This is a genomic window from Leisingera sp. ABD4_442 (assembly GCF_056160905.1).
This window is the reverse complement of the sequence record NZ_JBSWYB010000001.1, coordinates 17,037-37,540: the sequence shown is the minus strand read 5'-3', so window position 1 is coordinate 37,540 and position 20,504 is coordinate 17,037. Positions and strand designations below refer to the sequence as shown.

General features: G+C 62.4%; 20 protein-coding genes. 7 read left to right on the top strand and 13 right to left on the bottom strand.

The annotated features are described in order from the left end of the window. Positions 1-22: 22 nt before the first annotated feature. On the top strand, positions 23-913 hold the full coding sequence (asd, locus tag ACXAHG_RS00175) for an archaetidylserine decarboxylase (protein WP_475055309.1): 891 nt from the start codon (positions 23-25) through the stop codon (positions 911-913). Positions 914-923: 10 nt separating this feature from the next. Here the strand turns inward: asd and ACXAHG_RS00170 are convergent, their stop codons facing one another. After that, on the bottom strand, positions 924-1,346 hold the full coding sequence (locus ACXAHG_RS00170) for a PaaI family thioesterase (RefSeq protein ID WP_475055307.1): 423 nt from the start codon (positions 1,344-1,346) through the stop codon (positions 924-926). Positions 1,347-1,404: 58 nt separating this feature from the next. On the opposite strand from ACXAHG_RS00170, the gene ACXAHG_RS00165 reads away from it, so the two are divergent. The 4 genes from ACXAHG_RS00165 to gluQRS all read left to right on the top strand — a co-directional run bounded on the left by ACXAHG_RS00165 (position 1,405) and on the right by gluQRS (position 5,403). Further along, positions 1,405-2,190, top strand: a complete 786-nt coding sequence (locus tag ACXAHG_RS00165) for an enoyl-CoA hydratase (protein ID WP_475055305.1) — start codon at positions 1,405-1,407, stop codon at positions 2,188-2,190. 352 nt (positions 2,191-2,542) lie between these two features. Next, the gene (trmFO, locus tag ACXAHG_RS00160; RefSeq protein WP_475055303.1) at positions 2,543-3,898 is read left to right on the top strand and encodes a methylenetetrahydrofolate--tRNA-(uracil(54)-C(5))-methyltransferase (FADH(2)-oxidizing) TrmFO; all 1,356 of its coding nucleotides are present in this window, start codon (positions 2,543-2,545) and stop codon (positions 3,896-3,898) included. Positions 3,899-3,931: 33 nt separating this feature from the next. Then, positions 3,932-4,546 (top strand): class I SAM-dependent DNA methyltransferase, encoded by a 615-nt coding sequence (locus ACXAHG_RS00155; RefSeq protein WP_475043475.1) that lies wholly within the window; start codon positions 3,932-3,934, stop codon positions 4,544-4,546. Beyond that, positions 4,543-5,403, top strand: a complete 861-nt coding sequence (gluQRS, locus tag ACXAHG_RS00150; RefSeq protein WP_475055301.1) for a tRNA glutamyl-Q(34) synthetase GluQRS — start codon at positions 4,543-4,545, stop codon at positions 5,401-5,403. The genes ACXAHG_RS00155 and gluQRS overlap by 4 nt, the downstream gene beginning before the upstream one ends. Before the next feature lie 45 nt (positions 5,404-5,448). Here gluQRS and hisI read toward each other — a convergent pair whose 3' ends face one another. Further along, positions 5,449-5,826, bottom strand: coding sequence for a phosphoribosyl-AMP cyclohydrolase (hisI, locus tag ACXAHG_RS00145; RefSeq protein ID WP_475055299.1), 378 nt, complete (start codon positions 5,824-5,826; stop codon positions 5,449-5,451). 58 nt (positions 5,827-5,884) lie between these two features. Between hisI and ACXAHG_RS00140 the strand changes: the two genes are divergently transcribed. Then, complete coding sequence (locus ACXAHG_RS00140; RefSeq protein WP_475055297.1) at positions 5,885-6,337, top strand: iron-sulfur cluster assembly scaffold protein; 453 nt, start codon at positions 5,885-5,887, stop codon at positions 6,335-6,337. 278 nt (positions 6,338-6,615) lie between these two features. Here the strand turns inward: ACXAHG_RS00140 and ACXAHG_RS00135 are convergent, their stop codons facing one another. From ACXAHG_RS00135 to sciP, 5 genes are all read right to left on the bottom strand, one after another. Then, positions 6,616-6,738 carry a hypothetical protein gene (locus ACXAHG_RS00135; RefSeq protein ID WP_475043480.1) on the bottom strand — a complete coding sequence of 41 codons (123 nt, stop codon included), beginning with the start codon at positions 6,736-6,738 and terminating at the stop codon, positions 6,616-6,618. 148 nt (positions 6,739-6,886) lie between these two features. Beyond that, positions 6,887-8,977 (bottom strand): ATP-dependent DNA helicase RecG, encoded by a 2,091-nt coding sequence (recG, locus tag ACXAHG_RS00130; RefSeq protein ID WP_475055295.1) that lies wholly within the window; start codon positions 8,975-8,977, stop codon positions 6,887-6,889. Further along, positions 8,974-11,217, bottom strand: coding sequence for an NAD-dependent DNA ligase LigA (ligA, locus tag ACXAHG_RS00125; RefSeq protein WP_475055294.1), 2,244 nt, complete (start codon positions 11,215-11,217; stop codon positions 8,974-8,976). Before ligA ends, recG begins: the two co-directional genes overlap by 4 nt. A 175-nt stretch (positions 11,218-11,392) precedes the next feature. After that, positions 11,393-12,112 (bottom strand): response regulator transcription factor CtrA, encoded by a 720-nt coding sequence (ctrA, locus tag ACXAHG_RS00120; RefSeq protein WP_475043485.1) that lies wholly within the window; start codon positions 12,110-12,112, stop codon positions 11,393-11,395. Positions 12,113-12,229: 117 nt separating this feature from the next. Next, positions 12,230-12,517, bottom strand: coding sequence for a CtrA inhibitor SciP (gene sciP, locus ACXAHG_RS00115; RefSeq protein WP_475043487.1), 288 nt, complete (start codon positions 12,515-12,517; stop codon positions 12,230-12,232). 147 nt (positions 12,518-12,664) lie between these two features. Here sciP and mnmA point away from each other — a divergent pair, with 147 nt between their 5' ends. Beyond that, the gene (gene mnmA / locus ACXAHG_RS00110) at positions 12,665-13,810 is read left to right on the top strand and encodes a tRNA 2-thiouridine(34) synthase MnmA (RefSeq protein WP_475055292.1); all 1,146 of its coding nucleotides are present in this window, start codon (positions 12,665-12,667) and stop codon (positions 13,808-13,810) included. Between the two features lie 264 nt (positions 13,811-14,074). Here the strand turns inward: mnmA and lpxB are convergent, their stop codons facing one another. From lpxB to bamA, 6 genes are all read right to left on the bottom strand, one after another. After that, positions 14,075-15,241 carry a lipid-A-disaccharide synthase gene (gene lpxB / locus ACXAHG_RS00105; RefSeq protein ID WP_475055291.1) on the bottom strand — a complete coding sequence of 389 codons (1,167 nt, stop codon included), beginning with the start codon at positions 15,239-15,241 and terminating at the stop codon, positions 14,075-14,077. Next, entirely contained in the window at positions 15,238-16,026 is a 789-nt protein-coding gene (locus ACXAHG_RS00100; RefSeq protein ID WP_475043491.1) for an LpxI family protein, read from the bottom strand. Before ACXAHG_RS00100 ends, lpxB begins: the two co-directional genes overlap by 4 nt. Positions 16,027-16,030: 4 nt before the next feature. Next, complete coding sequence (gene lpxA / locus ACXAHG_RS00095) at positions 16,031-16,816, bottom strand: acyl-ACP--UDP-N-acetylglucosamine O-acyltransferase (protein WP_475055289.1); 786 nt, start codon at positions 16,814-16,816, stop codon at positions 16,031-16,033. Between the two features lies 1 nt (position 16,817). After that, a complete protein-coding gene (gene fabZ, locus ACXAHG_RS00090) occupies positions 16,818-17,288 on the bottom strand; it encodes a 3-hydroxyacyl-ACP dehydratase FabZ (protein WP_019296164.1) in 471 nt (156 codons plus the stop codon). Between the two features lie 75 nt (positions 17,289-17,363). Continuing rightward, positions 17,364-17,930 carry an OmpH/Skp family outer membrane protein gene (locus ACXAHG_RS00085; RefSeq protein WP_475055288.1) on the bottom strand — a complete coding sequence of 189 codons (567 nt, stop codon included), beginning with the start codon at positions 17,928-17,930 and terminating at the stop codon, positions 17,364-17,366. Positions 17,931-17,982: 52 nt separating this feature from the next. Further along, positions 17,983-20,394, bottom strand: coding sequence for an outer membrane protein assembly factor BamA (gene bamA / locus ACXAHG_RS00080; RefSeq protein ID WP_475055286.1), 2,412 nt, complete (start codon positions 20,392-20,394; stop codon positions 17,983-17,985). Positions 20,395-20,504: the final 110 nt, after the last annotated feature.

The window sequence follows — 20,504 nt, the reverse complement described above, 5'->3', positions numbered from 1 at the left end:
TTCATCAGACCTGGCAGGCCAAATGCAGCGCGACCCGATCCTAGTTGTTGACCGCGAGACCGGCGAGACCTTTGAAGAGGTCGTCCTGGGCGAGAAATGGATCCGATGGGCCTATCAGAACGCCAGCGCAAAGCCGGTGGAGAAGCTGCTGTTCCGCTCCGCCGCGGTCAGCCGGCTGATGGGCGCCTGGTTCGGCTCGCGGTTTTCAAAGGGCAAGATCCATGCGGTAATCGGCGAGCTGTCCATCGACATGAGCGAGGCCACCGCGCCTGCGGAAAGCTATGGCTGTTTCAACGACTTCTTTGTGCGAAACTTGAAGCCGGAAGCCCGCCCCTATAGCGACGATCCAAAGGACATCGTTTCCCCGGCAGACGGCCGGGTTCTGGTGTTTCCGGAACTGGCGGAAGACGTCTTTGTCCCGGTCAAGGGCTGCCCGATGTCAATCAGCACCATGCTGCCCGGCATCGCTGACCGCTTTATAGGCGGCGCGCTGGCCATCGTGCGGCTGTGCCCGGCGGATTACCACCGCTACCACTTCCCCGCTGCCGGGCGGATCGCGGGCGCACAGGACATCGACGGCGCGCTGCATTCGGTGAACCCGATTGCGCTGGGGGCCGGGCCGGATGTGTTTGGCGAAAACAAACGCAGCTGGACGCTGGTCGAGACCGATACCTGCGGCACCTATTGCTTTGTTGAGGTCGGCGCCTTCGGGGTCGGCTCCATCGTCAACACCCGCACCGAAGGCGCGGTGCAGAAGATGGACGAGAAGGGTTATTTCAAGTTCGGCGGCTCCACCGTGGTGGTGGTGTTTGAGCCGGGCAAAATCCGCTTTTCGGACGATTTGGCGGCCAACAGCGCTAAGGGCCGGGAAACCCTGGTCAAGGTCGGCCAGCCCTTTGCCACCGCGCTTTAGGGTCTGGACCCTAACGCTTGGGCGGGATCGAATAGGTCATCGAGGCGCGGGCCACCGGCTCTGCCAAGCCTTCGGAATACATCAGCACATCGGCCACCGCCAGAACCCGGCCCAGCTTCAGCAGCCGTGCCTCGGCGATCACGTCGGCGCCCGCCACCGGTTTGCGCATGAAATCCAGCGAACAGTTGGTGGTCACCGCCAGCGCCTCGCGCCCAAGCCGCGACAGGATCAGCGCATAGATCGCGCAATCGGCCAGCGCAAACATCGACGGCCCCGAGACGGTGCCGCCGGGCCGCAGGTGCCGCTCCGCCGTCAGCAGCCGCATCCGCAAGCCGTGTTCATCCATCGCGTCGATGGCAAAATCCTCGCGCACCTGCGGGAAGATCTCGTGCAGGTACTCCGTCAGACCTGCGACATCAAATGCCAGTGCCATGCTTTTCCTTTCGCTTCGCGCTGTCTAGAGTTGCCGCAGGATTTGGAAGGAGAGCAAGATGGCAATTCTGGAACGTTGCGACACCGGCGGCATTGCCCGGCTGACCATGAACACGCCGGAAAAGCTGAATGCGCTCTCGGATGAGATGCTGGCAGCCCTGCAGGCGCAAATTGATGCCTTGCGCGAGGACAGCAGCATCAAGGTGGTGATCCTGTCCGGCACCGGCAAAGGGTTCTGTGCGGGCCATGACATCAAGCAGATGACCGCAGGCCGCGCCGCGGAAGACGGCGGCAAGGCCTATTTCCAGGATCTGTTTGCCCGCTGCACAAGCGTAATGACCGGCCTGCAGTCCCTGCCCCAGCCAGTGATCGCCCAGGTCCACGGCATCGCCACGGCGGCGGGCTGCCAGCTGGTTGCCTCTTGCGATCTGGCGGTGGCAGCAGAAGGCACCAGGTTCGGGGTCAATGGCGTCAACATCGGGTTGTTCTGCTCCACCCCGATGGTGGCGCTGTCGCGCAACATCCCGCGCAAGCAGGCGTTTGAGCTGCTGACCACAGGTGAGTTCGTGGACGCGGACCGCGCCGTCGACCTGGGCCTGGCCAACCGCGCCGTGCCGCTGGAGGAACTGGAAGCAGAGACCACCCGGCTGGCCGAAACGATCGCCTCGAAACTCGGCGCCGCGGTCAAGATCGGCAAGCAGGCGTTCTATGAGCAACTGCAGATGCCGGTCGACCAGGCCTATGCCTATACCAGCGGCGTGATTGTCGAGAACCTGATGTACCGCGACACCATCGAGGGCATGGCCGCCTTTATCGAAAAACGCGCCCCTGATTGGCAGGACTGAAGTTTTCCGAAAATTTTTTGAAAGCTTTAGTCTTTGTTTACCAATCGGAACGTATTGTTTCCTCAAGACGCGCATCAACCGCCTTTCAATTCGGGCGGAAAGATGGCAAAGATTGGGCACGGCCGCTGAGCAATCACAGGCCGGCACAATTTGGGCTGCTGCTGCGGAAGGGTCCCTCCAACCGGTTCTCTCACCCCGGTGTACCATCCCCGCAGCGGCGGCCCCAAATTTCCCCCTCTCCCGGTCAGGCTGCCGCACTGCGTGAACTGCAGCGGCATTGCGGCAGCCCTGCGGCACGCCTTTGCCCCCCATATCTGTTGCACCGGCCCGCGCCCTGCCCTATGTGGCGGGCATGACAGATCATTCGGCACAAACACTGCATATCGTGGGCGGCGGCATGGCCGGGTCCGAAGCCGCCTGGCAAGCGGCAAACATGGGCGTCAAGGTGGTGATCCACGAAATGCGCCCAAAGGTCGAGACCTTTGCCCATCAAACCGGCAACCTGGGCGAAATGGTGTGTTCGAACTCCTTCCGCTCGGATGATGACGAGCAGAACGCCGTGGGCCTGCTGCACTGGGAAATGCGCGCCGCCAATGGTCTGATCATGACCACAGCTGATGAGCACCGCCTTCCCGCCGGCGGCGCCCTGGCGGTGGACCGCGACCCCTTTGCCGAAACGGTGACCGCCAAGCTGAAGGCGCATCCGAATGTCACTGTTTCTTATGAAGAAATCACTGAGCTGCCCGCAGACGGCCACTGGATCTTTGCCACCGGCCCGCTGACCTCGCCCGAGCTGGGCAAGGCGATCCAGGCGGAAACCGGCGCCGAAGCGCTGGCTTTCTTTGATGCCATCGCGCCGATTGTCTACGCCGAGTCGATCGACATGTCGAAGGCCTGGATGCAGTCGCGCTATGACAAGGGCGAAACCGAGGAGGAGCGCACCGCCTACCTCAACTGCCCGATGGACAAGGACCAGTACGAGGCCTTTATCGACGCGCTGCTGGCCGCCGACAAGACCGAGTTCCACGAGGGCGAAACCGCAGGTTATTTCGACGGCTGCCTGCCGATCGAGGTGATGGCCGAACGCGGCCGCGAGACCCTGCGCCACGGGCCGATGAAGCCGGTGGGGCTGACCAATCCGCACCAGCCGGACATCAAGGCTCATGCGGTGGTGCAGCTGCGCCGTGACAATGCGCTGGGGACGCTGTTCAACATCGTCGGCTTCCAGACCAAGATGAAATACGGCGCCCAGACCGAGGTCTTCAAGATGATCCCAGGGCTGGAGAACGCCAGCTTTGCCCGTCTTGGCGGTATTCACCGCAACACCTTTCTGAACTCGCCCACCCTGCTGGACAGCCAGATGCGGCTTAAGTCCCGGCCCAATATCCGTTTTGCCGGCCAGATCACCGGGGTTGAGGGCTATGTGGAAAGTGCCGCCATGGGTCTGCTCGCTGGCCGCTTGGCCGCGGCAGAGATCCAAGGCCGGGAGCTGCCGGAGGTGCCGCAAGACAGCGCCATGGGCGCGCTGATCCATCACATCACCGGCGGCGCCGAGGCCAAGACCTTTCAGCCGATGAACGTGAACTTCGGCCTGTTCCGCCCTGTCGATGGCCTCAAAGGCGGCCGCCGCGGCCGCAAGGACCGCTACAAGGCCTATACCGACCGCGCCAAGGATGTCTGGCAGGACTGGCTGAAAAACTTTTCCTAGACGGAAAGCCCTGCCCGCGCCTAAACTTTTCCCATGAGCGAAAAGTTTCTGGACAAGGCCTACGGCCTTGAAACACCGGAAGCGACCCTTGAACACTATGACCAATGGGCCGCTTCCTACGACGCCGAGATTGCCGAAAACGGTTACGCGACACCGGGGCGGATTGCCCAGGCATTGGCACAATACCAATCGGATATGAGCGAGCCCGTGCTGGATTTCGGCTGCGGAACCGGCTTGGCTGGCCTTGCGCTGCGGCTCCAGGGATTTGAAACCGTGGACGGTATGGAACCCTCTGAGGAAATGCTGTCCCAAGCCAGAACCAAAGGCGTTTACCGCAGGCTGACCCGGATCGCCGCCTCAGCGAAACAGCCGATCCCGCGCGGTGCCTACCGCCTGATCACCGGCTGCGGCGTTCTGGGAACGGGTGCAGCGCCGCCTGCCGTATTCGACACGATCATGCATGCCTTGCCGCGCGGTGGATTGTTCGCCTTTTCCTATAACGACCACGCTTTGGCCGACCATGCCTATACCGGCAAGCTCAATGAATGGCTGGACTGTTCGGCGGCACGGCTGCTATTTCGGGAACACGGGGACCACCTTCCCGGAATCAACCTGAAGTCCACCGTTTATGTAATTGAGAAAGCGTGACATTCACCACCCGCTTTGCGCCTTCGCCAACCGGCCCCCTGCACCTGGGCCACGCCTATTCCGCCATGCTGGCGCATGACATGGCGGTGGCTAACGGCGGCACCTTTCTGCTGCGCATCGAAGACATCGACCAATCCCGAGCGCGGCCCGGATGGGAAGCACAGATCTATGAGGATCTGGAGTGGCTGGGCCTCTCCTGGCCGCAGCCGGTGATGCGTCAGTCAGAGCGGCTGCACCGTTACCGCGCCGCGCTGGAACAGCTCACCGCAATGGGCCTCACCTACCCCTGCTGCTGCAACCGCGCCGATATCGAGGCTGCGGCCGGCGCACCGCAGGAAGGGGTGCCGCAATTCGGCCCCGACGGCCGCATCTACCCCGGCACCTGCCGCAGCCGCCTGATGGCCGAAGCAGCCAGCCAGGACGTGATCCGGCTGAACATGGAAAAGGCCGTGCGCGCCACGGACCTTCCCAGCTTTACCGAGACCGGACCGGAGTTCGAAGGCCGGCACCAGCTGGACCCGGACCGGCTCATCTCAACAGTCGGAGATATCATCCTGGTGCGCCGCAACATGGGCAGCTCCTACCATCTCTCGGTTGTTACCGATGATGCGGACCAGGGCATCACCCATGCGGTACGCGGTGCAGACTTGTTTGAGGCCACCCAGATCCACGTGCTGCTGCAAAGCCTGCTGGGCCTGGCAATGCCCGTCTACCACCACCACCGCCTGATCCGCGACGATCAGGGTAAACGCCTCGCCAAGCGCGACGACGCCCGCGCTATCGCCAAATACCGTGCCGAGGGCGCCACCCCGCAAGACATCCGCGAAATGGCCGGGCTTCCGCTTCTTTCTGGTTAAAAATACTCCCGCCGGAGGCACGGCCCGCCAGGGCCGTTTCCCAATTCAGCCCATCGGCTTCATCAGTTCAACCTCTTCCCCGTCCCGCACCGCGGTATAGAAACAGGTCCGCCGGTTGGTGTGGCAGGCCGCACCGGTCTGGCGCACCAACGCCAGCAGGCAATCCCGGTCGCAATCCACCCGCAGGTCCACCAGTTCCTGCACGTGGCCGGAGGTTTCGCCCTTGATCCAGAACGACTGGCGCGAGCGCGACCAATAGGTGACCCGGCCGGTTTCCAGCGTGCGCGCCACCGCGTCCGCATTCATCCAAGCCATCATCAGAACCTCGCCTGAGGCTTCGTCCTGCGCGATACACGGGATCAGGCCCGCATCGTTATACGTCAGGCTGGCGGGATCGAAAGACATGCTAAAAACCTTTTGCATCTGCTGTTTGGCTCCCTATGTATGGGGAACGGTGAAACAGGGAAACCCCGGGAAGCACATGTCTGGCGACTCCGATCTGATCAAGCTCTATTCCTCCCGCATTCTGGCGCTGGCGGCAGATATTCCGCGTCTGGAGCGGCTGCAGTCCCCGGACGCCACCGTCAAAAAACGCTCGCCGCTCTGCGGCTCTGCGGTGACCATCGACATCAAGGTCGAAGACGGGCGAATCGCGGATTTCGGCCAGGACGTGAAGGCCTGCGCACTGGGGCAGGCATCGGCCGCAGTGGTTGGCGCCAATGTGGTCGGCCGCTCGCTGGAGGAGGTCGAGACCGCCCGCGATCAGCTGAAGGCAATGCTGACCCAGGACGGCCCGGTGCCGGATGCGCCGTTTGACGGGCTGGAAGTGCTGCAGCCCGCGCGTGAGTTCAAGAACCGCCACGCCTCGATCATGCTGGCGCTGGAGGCAACCCTGGAAGCCATGCAGACCGCCGCCAAGGAACAATGCGCCTGAGGCCTGACTCTGCCGCAGCTTTAAAAAATGCAATGCGCGGTCCCGCGCCGGGACGGAAAACAAGCGCCTGACTCCCTATTTAACATGAAAAAACCGCCGCACATCCGGGCAGGATGGCGGCGGCAGTCATGCTCTGCTGTGCGGGACCCGGGCAGGCCAGGCTGGATCTTGAGGCAATCCATTCGGGGATCGGGACAGGCGGTTGATCCCTGGGGCAGTCCGGGACAGGAAAGGGCCGGCCCGGCACAGCAAAGGCATTCAGGAAAACGGACGGCGGGTCAGAGCAGGCCCGGCAGGTGCAGCGCCGCGACCAGCATCACCATCAGCGAGGCCGCGCCGATGGCGTCCTGCAGCAGGGTTGAATGGGCATTCTGCATGGTGGTCTTGATCTGTGCAATCATGGCTCGGGCCTCCTCCAGTCTGTCTCGCTGCTCTCTGGCAATCTTGTTGCCCCTTTGTTCTCATTTTTAGGAACACCTGTAAAGAACTTTTTGAGAACATTTGCGAACAGAGGAGAACACCCTAGCGGAACAGCCGTGGGACTGCAGCTTAACCCACTGAAATCAAACGGATCGCCTGGTCCTGTTTCATCAGCCACAGCAGAACACGCGCCGCCTCGCCGCGCGCGCCTTCCAGTTTGGGATCAGCGGCCAGCAGCGCCCGCGCATCGCTTTGCGCCACCGCCATCAGCCCGGCCTGGCGTTCCAGATCGGCAATCTGGAATCGAGGCAGACCGGATTGCGCGGTGCCAATCATATCCCCTGCCCCGCGCATCTGCAGGTCAGTCTCCGAGATCCGGAACCCGTCCTCAGTCTCGCGCAGCACCTCCAGCCGCTTGCGTCCGCCCTCAGTCAGCGGCGGCTGATACATCAGGAGACAGGTCGACTCGGCACTGCCGCGCCCCACACGCCCGCGCAACTGGTGAAGCTGGGCGAGGCCGAAGATCTCCGCCCGCTCGATAACCATGATGGAGGCATTGGGCACGTTCACCCCAACCTCGATCACCGTGGTGGCCACCAGAACCTTGGTCTTACCCGCGACAAAGGCGGCCATCGCCGAGTCCTTTTCGGCGGGCGGCATCTGGCCGTGCACCAGCCCAACCGTGCCATCACCAAGAATGGCGCGCAGATGCTTGAAGCGCACCTCCGCCGCGGTCAGATCGCTCAGCTCGGATTCGTCAACCAGCGGGCAAACCCAATAGCACTGCCGCCCCTCGGCAATCGCCTTGCGCAGGTGATCGACCACCTCCTGCATCCGTTCCGTGCTGATAACGGCGGTTTTCACGGGCTTGCGCCCCGGCGGTTTCTCATCCAGCACCGAGACGTCCATGTCGCCGTATTGTGCCAGCGCCAGCGAGCGCGGGATCGGCGTTGCGGTCATCACCAGAACATCGGCGCCCTTGCCCTTTTCTGCCAGTTCCATCCGCTGGCGCACACCAAAGCGGTGCTGTTCATCAACGATGGCAAGCCGCAGGTCACGGAATTCCACGTCATTCTGGAACACTGCATGGGTGCCGACCAGAATATGGATATCGCCGCGCGCAAGCGCCGCAAGCTTGGCCTTGCGCTCGGCGCCCTTGTCGCGGCCCGTCAGGATCTCGATCACCACGCCCGCGTCTTCGGCCAGCGGTGCAAGACCTTCCATATGCTGCTGCGCCAGGATGCCGGTCGGGGCCATCATTACACCCTGCCCGCCCGCTTCAACTGCTACCAGCAAGGCCATGAAAGCAACTAGTGTTTTGCCAGCACCCACGTCGCCCTGCAACAGACGGTTCATGCGCCTGTCCGAGGCCATATCCGCGGAGATTTCCTCGATCGCCCGGGCCTGTGCATTGGTCGGGCGGTAGGGCAGCGCCTGCAGCACCTTGGATTGCAACCGGCCTGTGGCCGCGCTCTGGATGCCGCGGACTTTACGCTCTTTCTGGCGGGCCAGCGCCAAGGTCAGCTGATGCGCAAACAGCTCGTCATACGCAAGGCGCGCCCGCGCCACCGCCTGCGGGCTGAGGTCATCAGGCCCCTGCGGCGCATGGGCAGACTGCAGCGCTTCGTGCCAGGCCGGCCAGTTTTCCCGCAGCATCTGCGCCGGGTCGATCCATTCGGCCAGTTCCGGCATCCGCGACAGCGCGCTTTGCGCCGCCTTATACATGGTCTTTTGCGTGACCCCGTGGGTCAAGCTGTAGACCGGCTCAAACTCCGGGATCCCATGCGCCTCTTCCACCGCCAGCATGTGGTCCGGGTGCACCATCTGCGCGAGGCCGTCGAACAGTTCCAGCTTGCCCGAGACCACCCGGCGGGCCCCTTCGGGCAGCTGCGCCTCAAGGTACCGGCTGCGGCCGTGGAAGAAGACCAGCTGAAACTCTGTCTCCGCGTCCTCCACATGAATGCGGTAAGCGCCGCCGCGGTTGCGCGCCGGACGGTGGCGGCCAATGGTCACCTCCACCGTCACCGTGGCAGGCAGGTCGACCCCGCGGATGGTGTCGCGGCGGCGGCGGTCCACCACCGAATAAGGCAGCGAAAACAGCAGGTCGCGCGGCGTTTCGATATCGATCTGGCTGAGGTTCTGCGCCGTCTTCGGGCCGACACCCTGCAGGGTCTCGGCGCCGGCAAACAACGGAAACAGGATCTCGGGACGCCCGCTCATGCCTCTGCGATCAGCTCCAGCCAGCCGTCTTCGTCCATAGTCCGGATGCCCAGTTCCGCCGCCTTCTTGGCCTTGGAGCCAGCGCCCGGACCTGCCACCAGAATGTCGGTCTTTTTGGAGACAGAGCCGGAAACCTTGGCCCCCAGCGCCTCTGCCCGCGCCTTGGCTTCGGCCCGGGTCATCTTCTCCAGAGTTCCGGTGAAAACCACGGTCTTGCCGGCCACCGGGCTGTCCGCGGCGGGGGCATCTGGCGGCACAATGGTCAGCTTGGCGATCAGCCGGTCGAAGGCTGCGCGCTCTTCTGTGTTGGCAAAGGCGTCAGACAGGGACAAGCCCAGAACCGCACCGATCCCGTCCACGCCGATAAGGTCCGCCCAGGCTGCAGAGGCCTCCGCCGGAACCTCGCAGGCTGCCACGGCTGCGGCCCGGGTTTCCGAGATCTTCGCGCGCCGGCCCTCAGCGGCAGCTTTTTGGCGCTCCGCCTCTTCGGCCTCGTCCGCGGCCCGGTGCGCCAAGGCAGCCGGCCGGGCGGCGTCGATAGCGTCCGTCATTATCTGCCAATCCCGGTAGTGCAGCGCCAGATCGCGGCCTGCGACCTCACCCGCGTGCCGGATACCCAGGGCAAAGATCAGCTTGGCCAGCGGGATGGTGCGTTTTTCCTCAATCGCTGCAAACAGGTTCTCGGCAGATTTGTCGCCCCAGCCCTCGCGATTCTTCAGCTGCTGCAAACCGGAGCCATAATTTGCTTTCAGATCAAAGATATCGGCGGGTTCTTTGATCCAGCCGTCACTGTGAAACTGTTCCACCTGCTTGGCCCCCAGCCCCTCAATGTCGAAGGCCGCGCGAGAGACGAAATGCTTCAGCTTCTCCACCGCCTGAGCCGGACAGATGATGCCCCCGGAACAGCGGCGCACTGCATCGCCCTCCTCGCGTTCCGCCGGGCTGCCGCATTCCGGGCAGATGTGCGGAAACTGGTAAGGCTCTGCCGCATCCGGACGCTTGGCCAGGTCCACATCCGCGACCTTCGGAATCACGTCGCCGGCACGGTAAATCTGCACCCAGTCGCCGATGCGGATGTCTTTGCCGTCACGGATTTCCTCACCCTTCGAATCGCGCCCCTTGATGTAATCCTCATTGTGAAGCGTCGCATTGGACACCACCACCCCGCCCACGGTCACCGGCGCAAGCCGCGCCACCGGGCTCAGCGCACCGGTGCGGCCGACCTGAATGTCGATCGCCTCCAACCGCGTCCAGGCGAGCTCAGCCGGGAATTTATGCGCTATCGCCCAGCGGGGCGTGGTGGAGCGGAACCCCAGCCGGGCTTGCAACCCCAAGTCGTTGACCTTGTAGACCACACCGTCGATGTCATAGCCCAGCGTCGCGCGCTGTTCCTCGATGCTGCGGTAATGCGTGATCATCTCTTCGGTCGCCGCGCACAGCCGGGTCAGCGGATTGGTTTGAAAGCCCAAGGACTTCAGACGGGCAATTGCCTCCATCTGGGTCTCTGCCAGCGGTGCGCTAAGCTCCCCCCAGCTGTAGGCAAAAAACCGCAAAGGGCGCGCACGGGTGATTTCCGCATCCAGCTGCCGCAGCGAGCCGGCCGCCGCGTTGCGCGGATTGGCAAAAGTCTTACCACCGCGCTCCTCGTGCCGGGCATTCAGCGCCTCGAAATCCGCGTGGCTCATGTAAACTTCGCCGCGCACCTCCAAAACCTCCGGCGCGCCTTCCAGCTCATGCGGGATATCCGCAATGGTGCGGGCGTTGGCTGTCACATTCTCGCCAATGCTGCCATCGCCGCGCGTTGCCGCTTGGATCAATTTGCCGTTTTCATAACGAAGGGACAGCGACAGCCCGTCAATCTTGGGCTCCGCCGTGAAGGACAGTTCATCCGCCGGGCCTAGGCCGAGGTATTTGCGGATACTGCGGTCGAAGTCGGCAACGTCTTCATCCTCAAATGCGTTGCCCAGCGACAGCATCCGCACCGAATGGCTGATCTTGCCAAATCCAGAGGCCGCTGGTGCGCCGACCGCGTCCAGTTGCGCGGCTCCTTCTGCCAGGTCAGGAAAGGCGTCCGCCAATGCCCGGTAACGCCGTTTCAGCGAATCATAGTCTGCGTCGCTGATTTCGGGCGCATCGTCCCGGTGATAGGCCAGGTCCGCCGCTTGCAGCTGCTCCTCCAGCTTCAGAAACTCTGCCCTTGCGTCCTCTGCCGTCAGGCTGGCCACGTCTTTTTCTGTCATTCTTGCCACGCGCGGTCCCTCTTCGTTCTCCCTTCCGGTGATAAGGTGCCGCGCAGGCCGCGTCCAGCGTATCCATCAGCGGGCTTGCGGAAGCCGCCTAAACAAAAAGACCCGCCCCACGGCAGGTCTTTGCAACCGGTGGCGCAGGCTAAGCGCCACCCGGGTCATCATCCTTTCAGGCGCCGACAGCCATCCGCTGACCGCCTGCCATGTGATCTTCCTGCGGATCGCGCAGAACATACCCGCGGCCCCACACAGTTTCGATATAGTTCTCACCACCGGTGGCATTGCTGAGCTTCTTGCGCAGCTTGCAGATGAAAACGTCGATGATCTTCAATTCAGGTTCATCCATGCCGCCGTAAAGATGGTTCAGGAACATCTCCTTGGTCAGCGTGGTGCCCTTGCGCAAGCTCAGCAGCTCCAGCATCTGATATTCCTTGCCGGTCAGATGCACAGCCTTGCCATCGGCCTCCACCGTTTTGGCGTCCAGGTTGACCGCAATCTTGCCGGTCTTGATGATCGACTGCGAATGCCCCTTGGAGCGGCGGATGATCGCATGGATCCGCGCCACCAGTTCCTCCCGGTGGAAGGGTTTCGTCAGGTAATCATCCGCACCAAAGCCGAACCCTTTGATTTTATTATCGGTATCGTCGGCGCCGGACAGGATTAGAATGGGGGTTTCGATGCGGGACATGCGCAGCTGGCGCAGCACCTCGTGGCCGTTCATATCGGGCAGCCCCAGATCCAACAGGATCAGATCGTAATCGTAAAGTTTCGCCAGATCGATGCCTTCTTCCCCCAGATCCGTCGAATAAACGTTCAGGTTGGCATGGGTCAGCATCAGCTCGATGCTTTTGGCCGTGGTCGGATCATCCTCAACCAGCAGAATGCGCATATTATTTTCTCCGCCTGTACACTGTTTCCCTCAGGTCGCGTTAACCTTGGTGGAAAAAAGTTAATGCCTCGTTACCATGATGGTTAATTTACGAATGCAACTCAAGGGTGGCCCAATCTATTTTGCGTCCGGGCTGCGGAATTTCTTCAGCTGTGTCGTTTTCAGGGCCTCTTCGCCATGGTCTGCGACGGCAGCAACCCAGCTTCGGAATTCCTCCTCGCTCAGGCCATAGCGGCGCATCGCCTCCTTCTGCGGCAAGAGGCCGTAGAGCACGCCGCGCACCACAGCCGCCTTGCGCGAGGCCACCCAGCGCCGCGTGGTCTCCGGCGGCAGATCCGCCCGGGTCATAATAGTGCCGTCCGGCAGGGTCACCGCCCGCGGCCCGTCGACTTTTTTCAAAAACATAGTGCCATCCCTTTGACGGTCTTCTTTCTTAGGGTGCGCCAAGAATTTCCGATCAGGCTTAACGGCGCGTGAACCACGCCCCTTGAGAGTCTTTAGGATTTTCCTATATTCTGCGGCGCCTGCCCCCTTGCCTTTAGGAGCTGCCCCATGGCGCTGGACCAAGACCTGGAACTGAACTCGCTCGGCTTTGCCAAACCGCCCTCGGAAACCCGGGTGGTTGTGGCCATGTCCGGCGGCGTCGATAGCTCTGTTGTTGCTGCATATTTGGCCGATCAGGGCTATGATGTGGTCGGCGTCACGCTGCAGCTTTATGATCACGGCGCAGCACTGGCGAAAAAAGGCGCCTGCTGTGCGGGCATTGATATCCATGATGCAAGGCGTGTCGCGGAGGAACGCGGCTTTCCGCATTACGTTCTGGATTATGAGAACATTTTTAAGGATGCGGTGATTGACGAGTTCGCCGACAGCTATCTGGCGGGCGCGACCCCGGTGCCCTGCATCCGCTGCAACGAGCGGGTGAAGTTCAAGGACCTCTTGGAAACCGCCAAGGATCTGGAGGCCGACTGCATGGCGACCGGCCACTACATCCAGCGCAAAATGGGTGAGTACGGGCCGGAGCTGCACTCAGCCGAGGACGCCAACCGCGACCAGAGCTATTTCCTGTTCTCCACCACCCCGGAGCAGCTGGACTACCTGCGCTTCCCGCTGGGCCATCTGCCGTCCAAGGATGCCACCCGCGAGATGGCGGCCCAATACGGCCTTGCGGTGGCCGACAAGCCCGACAGCCAGGACATCTGCTTTGTGCCGGACGGCAACTATGCCTCTGTAATCGAGAAACTGCGCCCCGGGGCTGCAGAGCCGGGCGAGATCGTGCATTCCGATGGCCGGGTGCTGGGCAGCCACGAGGGTGTCATCCATTACACCATCGGCCAGCGCCGCGGCCTGGGCATCGGCGGCCTCAGTGAACCGCTCTATGTGGTGAAGCTGGATGTGGACAAGAAACAGGTTGTCGTTGGGCCCAAGGAACTGCTGGCCACCCGCACTATCCCGGTGCGCGAAATCAACTGGCTGGGCGACGAGCCTTTTACCTCACGCGAGGAATGGCACCTCAAAGTCAAGGTGCGCTCCACCCGCCCCCCGCGGGAGGCGATCATCCGGCCGCTGACAGAGACCACTGCCGAGGTAGAGTTGCTGACACCGGAGGAAGGCGTGTCACCCGGCCAGGCGTGCGTGTTCTATGCAAATGAGGGCAGCCGCATTTTCGGCGGCGGCTGGATCTGGCGCGGCTACTGATACCCCGCCAGCCGGGTCAAGGGAGGCAGAGCCTCCGTGCGGCACGCGCGGCTAGCCCTTGACGCGGCATATCTTTCTAAAATGGACTGCGCGCCTAAGGGCAGTCCTGCCTTTAGGCGGTTCTCAGCATAAAAAATCCCGGCATTTGTACTTTTGCCAGCCGTCTGCGTTCTGCGGCTGTGCAGCGGCGCACTCCGCGCGGGGGCGCAGCGCCCGCGCCACCAGAAGCCGCGCGGCGGAGGCTTTGCATCCGGCGCGCCCGGTTTACCTGCCGGGCAGCCGGTCGAGTACGGCCCGCGCGGCCCGCAACCCAGGGGCTTCCCCGCCCTGGCCCAGGCGCTCCATGATCAGCACCATCGCCTCCAGCTGCGCTCCCGGGTTCGCAGCCACCGCTTCCAAGCCGGCAGCGATTTTTTCAGGCGTGCAGTCAGGCCCCAGGCATTCCGGAACCACACGGGTGTCGCTTACCAGATTGACCAGCGTCACCGTGTCGATCAGCGCCGCCCGCTTCATGATCTGCCAAGTGAGCCATTGAAACTTATAAGCAATCACCATCGGCGTGCGGGCTGCAGCCAGTTCCAGCGAGACTGTGCCAGAGGCGGCCAGCGCCAGGCTGGCTGAGGCAAAAGCCGCGCGTTTAAAGGCCTTGGCGCGCCCGGCCTCATACCGGTTCGGATCCACCATGACAGTGCCCCGCGGCCACTCCTGCAGCGCCTCTTGCACAAGCCCTGCAACAGGTGCAGCGGCGGGAACCACGATCCGGCAGTCTGGATGCGTGGAAGTGAACTGCTCCAGCGCCTTTCCGAATACCGGGGCTAACCGCGACACTTCGGACCGCCGCGATCCAGGCAGCGCCAGCACAAATGGCGCATCCCCCATGCCAAATTCACTGCGGAAGGCGGCTATCTCCGCTTCCGTTGCCTGCGGCTCCGCCACCACCGGGTGGCCGGCGAAATCGCAGTCCATGCCTGCGGCTTCCATATAGGGCGGCTCGAACGGCAGCAGCGCCAGAACGTGATCAATGACCTCTGCCATCTTCTGCGCCCGCTTGGGCCGCCAGGCCCAGACCGAGGGCGCCACGTAATGCACGGTGCGGATGCTGCTGCGATCCTTGACCAGCCGCGCCACGCGAAGGCTGAAGTCCGGGCTGTCGATGGTGATCAGCAGATCCGGTTTAGCCTCCAGCACGGCATCCGCTGTTTCCCGGATGCGGCGCTTCAGGTGGCGGTACTTGGGCAGCACCTCTGCCAGCCCCATCACCGACAGCTCTTCCATGGGAAAGCGCGAAGCCAGCCCCTGCTCCGCCATCAGCGCGCCGCCGATGCCGTCAAAGCTGACGCCAGGTTCCAGCTGTTTAAGGCCTGCCATCAGCGCCCCGCCCAGCCGGTCGCCCGAAGGCTCACCGGCCAGGATGAAAACCCGCAGGCTCATGCCTCACGCAGCCAGAGGAACAGCCCCAGCCGGTCGCAGGCCGCAATCACCGCATCCTGATCCAGCACGATGACGCCGCCCGCCTCCAGCACGATACCGGAAAGCCGGGCCTTGGCGGCCGCTTCAACCGTCCCCACGCCAATCGTGGGAAGGTCGGCGCGGCGGTCCTGCGCCGGTTTCGGCGCCTTGAACAACAGGCCGCCCTGCCCGTCTGGACGATTTTTCAGCGAAGTCAGCATCCAGTCAGTGCCAAACAGGTTCTCGACCGCAATCGCCTGCTGCTTGCGCACGGCGCAGGACTGGCCGATGTCAGCCGCAGACATGGCAGCGACGATCTCGGCGCCGCGTTCTGCATCCGCCTTGTCCAGCTCCCCCGGCTGCACCTTAGTCGGCACGCCCGCGGCCATCAGCAGATCCGGCGCCACCTCATGGGCGGCGCGGACGGCAAAGCCTGCCTGTTCGAAGATCCCGATAATCGCGCGCAAAGCGCCATCGTCACCCGCCGCCAGCGCCGCTTGCAGCACTGGAACCAGCGGCATCGTGGCTGCATCAATCGAAGAAGGGTCAATATGCGGACGGCGCACCGCTCCGGCCAGACAGATTTCTGTCACCTCCGCCGCCTTCAGCCGCTCCAGAAAGCTGCCGAACTGTTCAAAACGGAAGGTGATCTCCGGATCGACCATATCCGGCTCCGCCCCGGCCATCGCGCAGATCAGCGGACGGCCCGGCGCGTGTGCGGCCACCTCAGCCGGCAGCGCGCCGGTGCCTGCAATAACTGCCAGCATCGCGTCAGCCCCCCGGGGTCAGGAAAGAACGGTCGCTTCCACCGGTGATAAAGGCAACAATACGCTGGACGTATTCACTGTCGGTCTCATCCCCAAGCCGCTTGGCGCGCTCCTGAAAGGTGCCCTCGCCCTGGGCCAACATCTGAAAGGCCGCGCGCAAAGCGGTGATGTCGCTGCGGGCGACGCCGCGGCGCTTGAGCCCCACCAGGTTCAAGCCGTCCAGCTCGCCGCGCTGCGCCTGCACCAAGCCATAGGGAATCACGTCATTGGTCACCATTGTGACCGCACCGATGATCGCACCCTTGCCGATCCGCACCCATTGATGGATGCCGGACAAGCCGCCGATGATCACATCATCCTCCAGCACGCAATGGCCCGCCACCGCGGCGGAATTCACAACGATCACCCGGTCGCCGACCTGAGCGTCATGGGCAATGTGGCAGCCTGCCATGAACAATCCGTCATCACCGATCTTGGTCACACCGCCGCCGCCCTCAGTGCCGGCATTCACCGTCACATGCTCGCGGATGCGGTTGCGCTTGCCGATTACAGTCTTGCACTTCTCGCCCTTGAATTTCAGGTCCTGCGGGATCTCGCCCAGCACGGCAAAGGGGAAGACCACGGTTTCGTCGCCGATTTCGGTATCGCCGGTGACAATCACATGGGATTTCAGAACAACCCGGTCCCCCAGAACAGCCTCAGGGCCAACCACGCAGAAGGGACCGATCTCGCAGTCTTTCCCTAGCTTGGCGCCCTCTTCAATCACGGCACTGGGGTGGATCTTGCTCATCTCAGCTTTCCTCGGCCTGGCGGTCGACCATTGCGGTAAACTCTGCTTCGGCAGCCACTTCGCCCTCGACCGTTGCCCGGCCCAGAAACTTGAAGATCTTGCCGCCCGGCTTGCCGCGCAGAGTTTCCACATGCATCTCCAGCACGTCACCCGGCACCACCTTGCGGCGGAATTTGCACTTGTCGATGTTCATGAAGTAGATCAGCAGATCGGTGTCGACCATATCCATGCCGACGCCCAGCATCACGCCGGCAGTCTGCGCCATCGCCTCGACGATGGTCACGCCCGGCATGATCGGCGTGCCGGGGAAATGACCCTGGAAATGCGGCTCGTTCATGGTGACATTCTTGATGCCGCGGGCCGATTTGTAACTGTCGATATCGACCACCTTGTCGACCAGCAGGAACGGATAACGGTGCGGCAGGATCCGCTGGATCAGTTGAATGTCAGCGCTTTGCAGCTCGGTGGTCATGCGTGGTTTCCCATTTACGTCAAGATTACTGCGCTGTCCCTAGCAAGCGGGCAGCGTTTCGGCAAGCTCGGGCGCTCAGCGCTCGCTGTCCTCATCCCCGGCTCCGTCACCGAGAACCGCGTCAATCCGGGCGATTGCCAGCGCCGTCACATCTGCCGCATCAGCGCTTAGAAACACAGAGGCATGATCCAGAATCGCCCCGGCCCCGGTTTCGCGCATGATCTGCTGCAGGACCGGCAGCGAAGCCGTAATGAATTCACGCCGGGCGTCTTCACCCATCTGATTGATTTCGCGCAGCTTCTGATCCTGGCGGCGGCGGGTTTCCTGAACTTTCTGATCAAAGGCGTCCGCCAGAGCGCGGAACGCGTCCGGCGCCATTTCGCTGCGCCGCTCTGTCAGGTCCAGTTCCTCGGCGCGCAGCTCCGCTTCAATCCGCCGGTTCTCGGCGGTCAGAACCGCGCCTTCGGCCTCGATCTCGCGTTCGACCCGCTTGCCAAAGGCGCTTTCTGAGAACAGCCGGTCCGGCTGAATGGTGAGGATGCCGCTTTGCGGCAGCCCCAGCTGGTACTCGGCACCCGGATTAGGTGCCAGCGGCGCCGGTTCCTGGGCGGCGGCAGGCGCGGCGCCGATGCAGGGCAGCATCAGGGACAGGCCAATTGCAGCCCGCCGGCAGGGCGCCAGCTGCCGCACCAGATCAGAACCTCGCCTGCAAGGTCAGGTCGAAGCTTTGCTCCTGGTCAAAGTCTTCTTTCCGAAGCGCCTTGGAGAAGTTGAACCGCAGCGGGCCGATGCCCGTGGTCCACAGAACCGAGACGCCAAGAACGTGGCGGAATGACCTGCCGCGGCCAACGATCCCGTTGCCGGTGTTCACACCGGCCGTATCGACATCCTGAAGCCCCCAAAGGCTTCCGACATCATAGAAAAGTGCTCCGCGCACTCCCAATTCCTCTGGCAGCCCCAAGGGGAATTCCGCATCAAAACGCGCCACAGCATAGTAGTTGCCGCCCAGGAAGTCATTGTAGTTCCCTGTCCCGCCTGTCACCTCGGACTGATCCCGCGGGCCAATACCGCCGGGTTCGAAGCCGCGCAGGATGGAGGGGGTCAGAACGAAACGGTCGATCGACCGGCTGAAACCACTGCCCTGCCACTGGAAGGCGCCCGCCTCCAGCGTTGCCCTCAGAGTGACCTCTTCATTCAAGATCCGCTTCTGAGCGACCAGCTTGGTTGTCGCCTTGATGTATTCGGAATCCCCGCCAAGGCCAGCATAATCGGCGCCGACTTCCACCAGAAAACCGGCATTCGGATCCAGACCGGTCAGGCGGCTGTCATACCGGTAGGTAAAGCCAATTGTGCTGGAGGACCGCTCCCCCTGGGCGATTTCCCTTTGAATAACCGGGCTGGCCAGGAATGTAGAGGGATCATCATCCTCATTATCGCTGAACAGCATCTCGTCCTGATCCCAGGTATAGCGGACCTGAAGGGAGGTATTCTCTCCGGTATTGAATGTCAGCGCCGGCTGGAAGAAGATACGTTTGGTCCGGTATTCAGAGAAACTGGAATCCGTCTCGTTCAGACCCAGGTCCAAATCGAACCGCAAATCGCGGCCCAGCAGGTATGGTTCGCTGAAGCCCAGCACATAGGAATCCGCCTCCGTAGCAGTCGCGATGTTAAACGACAGACGCTGGCCTCGGCCCAGAAAGTTGTTTTCGGACAAGCCTACCGTGACACCAAAGCCATCAGTCACAGAATAGGCACCACCAAGGTTCAATGAGCCGGTTGTTTGTTCCTCGACGTCGACATCGACAATCACCTGATCGGACGAACTGCCTTCGCGGGTTTCCACATCCGAAGTGGAAAAATACCCCAGCGCCCGGATCCGCTCCGCACTGTTGCGGATAGAACGCGGGTTGAACGGGTCGCCTTCAACTGAGCGGAACTGCTGACGGATCACCCGGTCCAGCGTGGTGGTGTTGCCCTCAATGTCGATCCGCTCAACAAAGACCCGCGGTCCGCGCTTCAGCACAAACTCAATGTCCAGGGTCAGATCTCTTTCATTGCGGGTCACCCGCGGTTCAACCCGCAGAAAGTCGATCTCGTTGCGGACAGCCAGGCCCTCCATACGGTCGATGGAGTTCTCTACCAGGGTCGGTGAAAACACCACACCCGGCTTGATCCTCAGCACCGACCGGAACAGATCGGCATCCGCCTCAGGCATTTCGCTGGTGACAGAGATTTCGCCGAACTTGAACTGCTGGCCCTCGGTCACATCCACAACCAGGAACACAGCGTCCCGCTCCCGCGTCACTTCTGCGTTGGTGCTGTTCACCCGGAAATCCACGTACCCGCGCGACAGGTAGAAATCGCGCAGAACCTGCTTGTCGAATTCCAGCCGGTCCTCGATCAGCGTATCCGCATTGATAAACGCCCGCAGGAATCCGGCCTGCTTGGTTTCCAGCACGCGGCGAAGGCGGCGGTCGGAATACACCCGGTTACCGGTAAAGGAGACGCGCTCCACCTCGATGGTGTCGCCTTCGGAAATCTCAAACACCAAGTCGACGCGGTTGTTGCTGCGGCGGATAATCCGCGGCGTCACCCGGGACGCCAGGCGCCCCTGCACGCTGTAGGCCTCCGCGATCGCCGCGGCATCGCGTTCGGCCTGCGAAGGGCTGAAAACCCGGCGCGGCGCAGATTCGACAATCTGCTCCAGCGCATCGTCCTTCAGCCGCTTGTTGCCCTCAAAGCTGATCTGGCTGATGGTCGGAAACTCGGTGACTTTGATCACCAGCGTGCTGCCGCGCGGCACCAGTTCAACTGTTTCAAATACGCCACTGTCAAGGATGCGCTGGTAGGCATCGTTCAACTCGCCTGCGCTGACAGACTGGCCCCGTTCAATGCCGGTATAGGCGACAACCGTCGATGTCTGGATACGCTGGTTGCCTTCAACCTGAACCGAATTGAAGCGGAAGCTCTGCGCCCCTGCCGGCAGCGGCAGAACCGCGAAACCCAGCGCAACTGCCAGAGAAATGGCAGAAACTTTCCGGTACAAGATGTTGATGCCCGATTTACGCTCACCACAGGACTTGCCTGCGACCTTCCCCCAAACCATTTTTCAGAACCCGATTATTATAGCAGCTTTGGGATGTGCGTACCGGGTTTGCAAGCGCTTGTCAAAACCAACAAAGCGCATTCTGGCAGCAACCGGCGCGGCAGATTTGC

Coding starts and splice junctions, on each gene's coding strand:
- mnmA (WP_475055292.1), top strand. CDS start 12,665: ATGGCGCTGGACCAAGACCTGGAACTGAACTCGCTCGGCTTTGCCAAA.
- ACXAHG_RS00100 (WP_475043491.1), bottom strand. CDS start 16,026: ATGCTGGCAGTTATTGCAGGCACCGGCGCGCTGCCGGCTGAGGTGGCC.
- ACXAHG_RS00155 (WP_475043475.1), top strand. CDS start 3,932: ATGAGCGAAAAGTTTCTGGACAAGGCCTACGGCCTTGAAACACCGGAA.
- ligA (WP_475055294.1), bottom strand. CDS start 11,217: ATGACAGAAAAAGACGTGGCCAGCCTGACGGCAGAGGACGCAAGGGCA.
- trmFO (WP_475055303.1), top strand. CDS start 2,543: ATGACAGATCATTCGGCACAAACACTGCATATCGTGGGCGGCGGCATG.
- ACXAHG_RS00085 (WP_475055288.1), bottom strand. CDS start 17,930: ATGCTGCCCTGCATCGGCGCCGCGCCTGCCGCCGCCCAGGAACCGGCG.
- hisI (WP_475055299.1), bottom strand. CDS start 5,826: ATGCAAAAGGTTTTTAGCATGTCTTTCGATCCCGCCAGCCTGACGTAT.
- lpxB (WP_475055291.1), bottom strand. CDS start 15,241: ATGAGCCTGCGGGTTTTCATCCTGGCCGGTGAGCCTTCGGGCGACCGG.
- lpxA (WP_475055289.1), bottom strand. CDS start 16,816: ATGAGCAAGATCCACCCCAGTGCCGTGATTGAAGAGGGCGCCAAGCTA.
- sciP (WP_475043487.1), bottom strand. CDS start 12,517: ATGTTTTTGAAAAAAGTCGACGGGCCGCGGGCGGTGACCCTGCCGGAC.
- fabZ (WP_019296164.1), bottom strand. CDS start 17,288: ATGACCACCGAGCTGCAAAGCGCTGACATTCAACTGATCCAGCGGATC.
- ACXAHG_RS00165 (WP_475055305.1), top strand. CDS start 1,405: ATGGCAATTCTGGAACGTTGCGACACCGGCGGCATTGCCCGGCTGACC.
- asd (WP_475055309.1), top strand. CDS start 23: ATGCAGCGCGACCCGATCCTAGTTGTTGACCGCGAGACCGGCGAGACC.
- recG (WP_475055295.1), bottom strand. CDS start 8,977: ATGAGCGGGCGTCCCGAGATCCTGTTTCCGTTGTTTGCCGGCGCCGAG.
- ctrA (WP_475043485.1), bottom strand. CDS start 12,112: ATGCGCATTCTGCTGGTTGAGGATGATCCGACCACGGCCAAAAGCATC.
- ACXAHG_RS00170 (WP_475055307.1), bottom strand. CDS start 1,346: ATGGCACTGGCATTTGATGTCGCAGGTCTGACGGAGTACCTGCACGAG.
- ACXAHG_RS00135 (WP_475043480.1), bottom strand. CDS start 6,738: ATGATTGCACAGATCAAGACCACCATGCAGAATGCCCATTCAACCCTG.
- bamA (WP_475055286.1), bottom strand. CDS start 20,394: ATGGTTTGGGGGAAGGTCGCAGGCAAGTCCTGTGGTGAGCGTAAATCG.
- ACXAHG_RS00140 (WP_475055297.1), top strand. CDS start 5,885: ATGTCTGGCGACTCCGATCTGATCAAGCTCTATTCCTCCCGCATTCTG.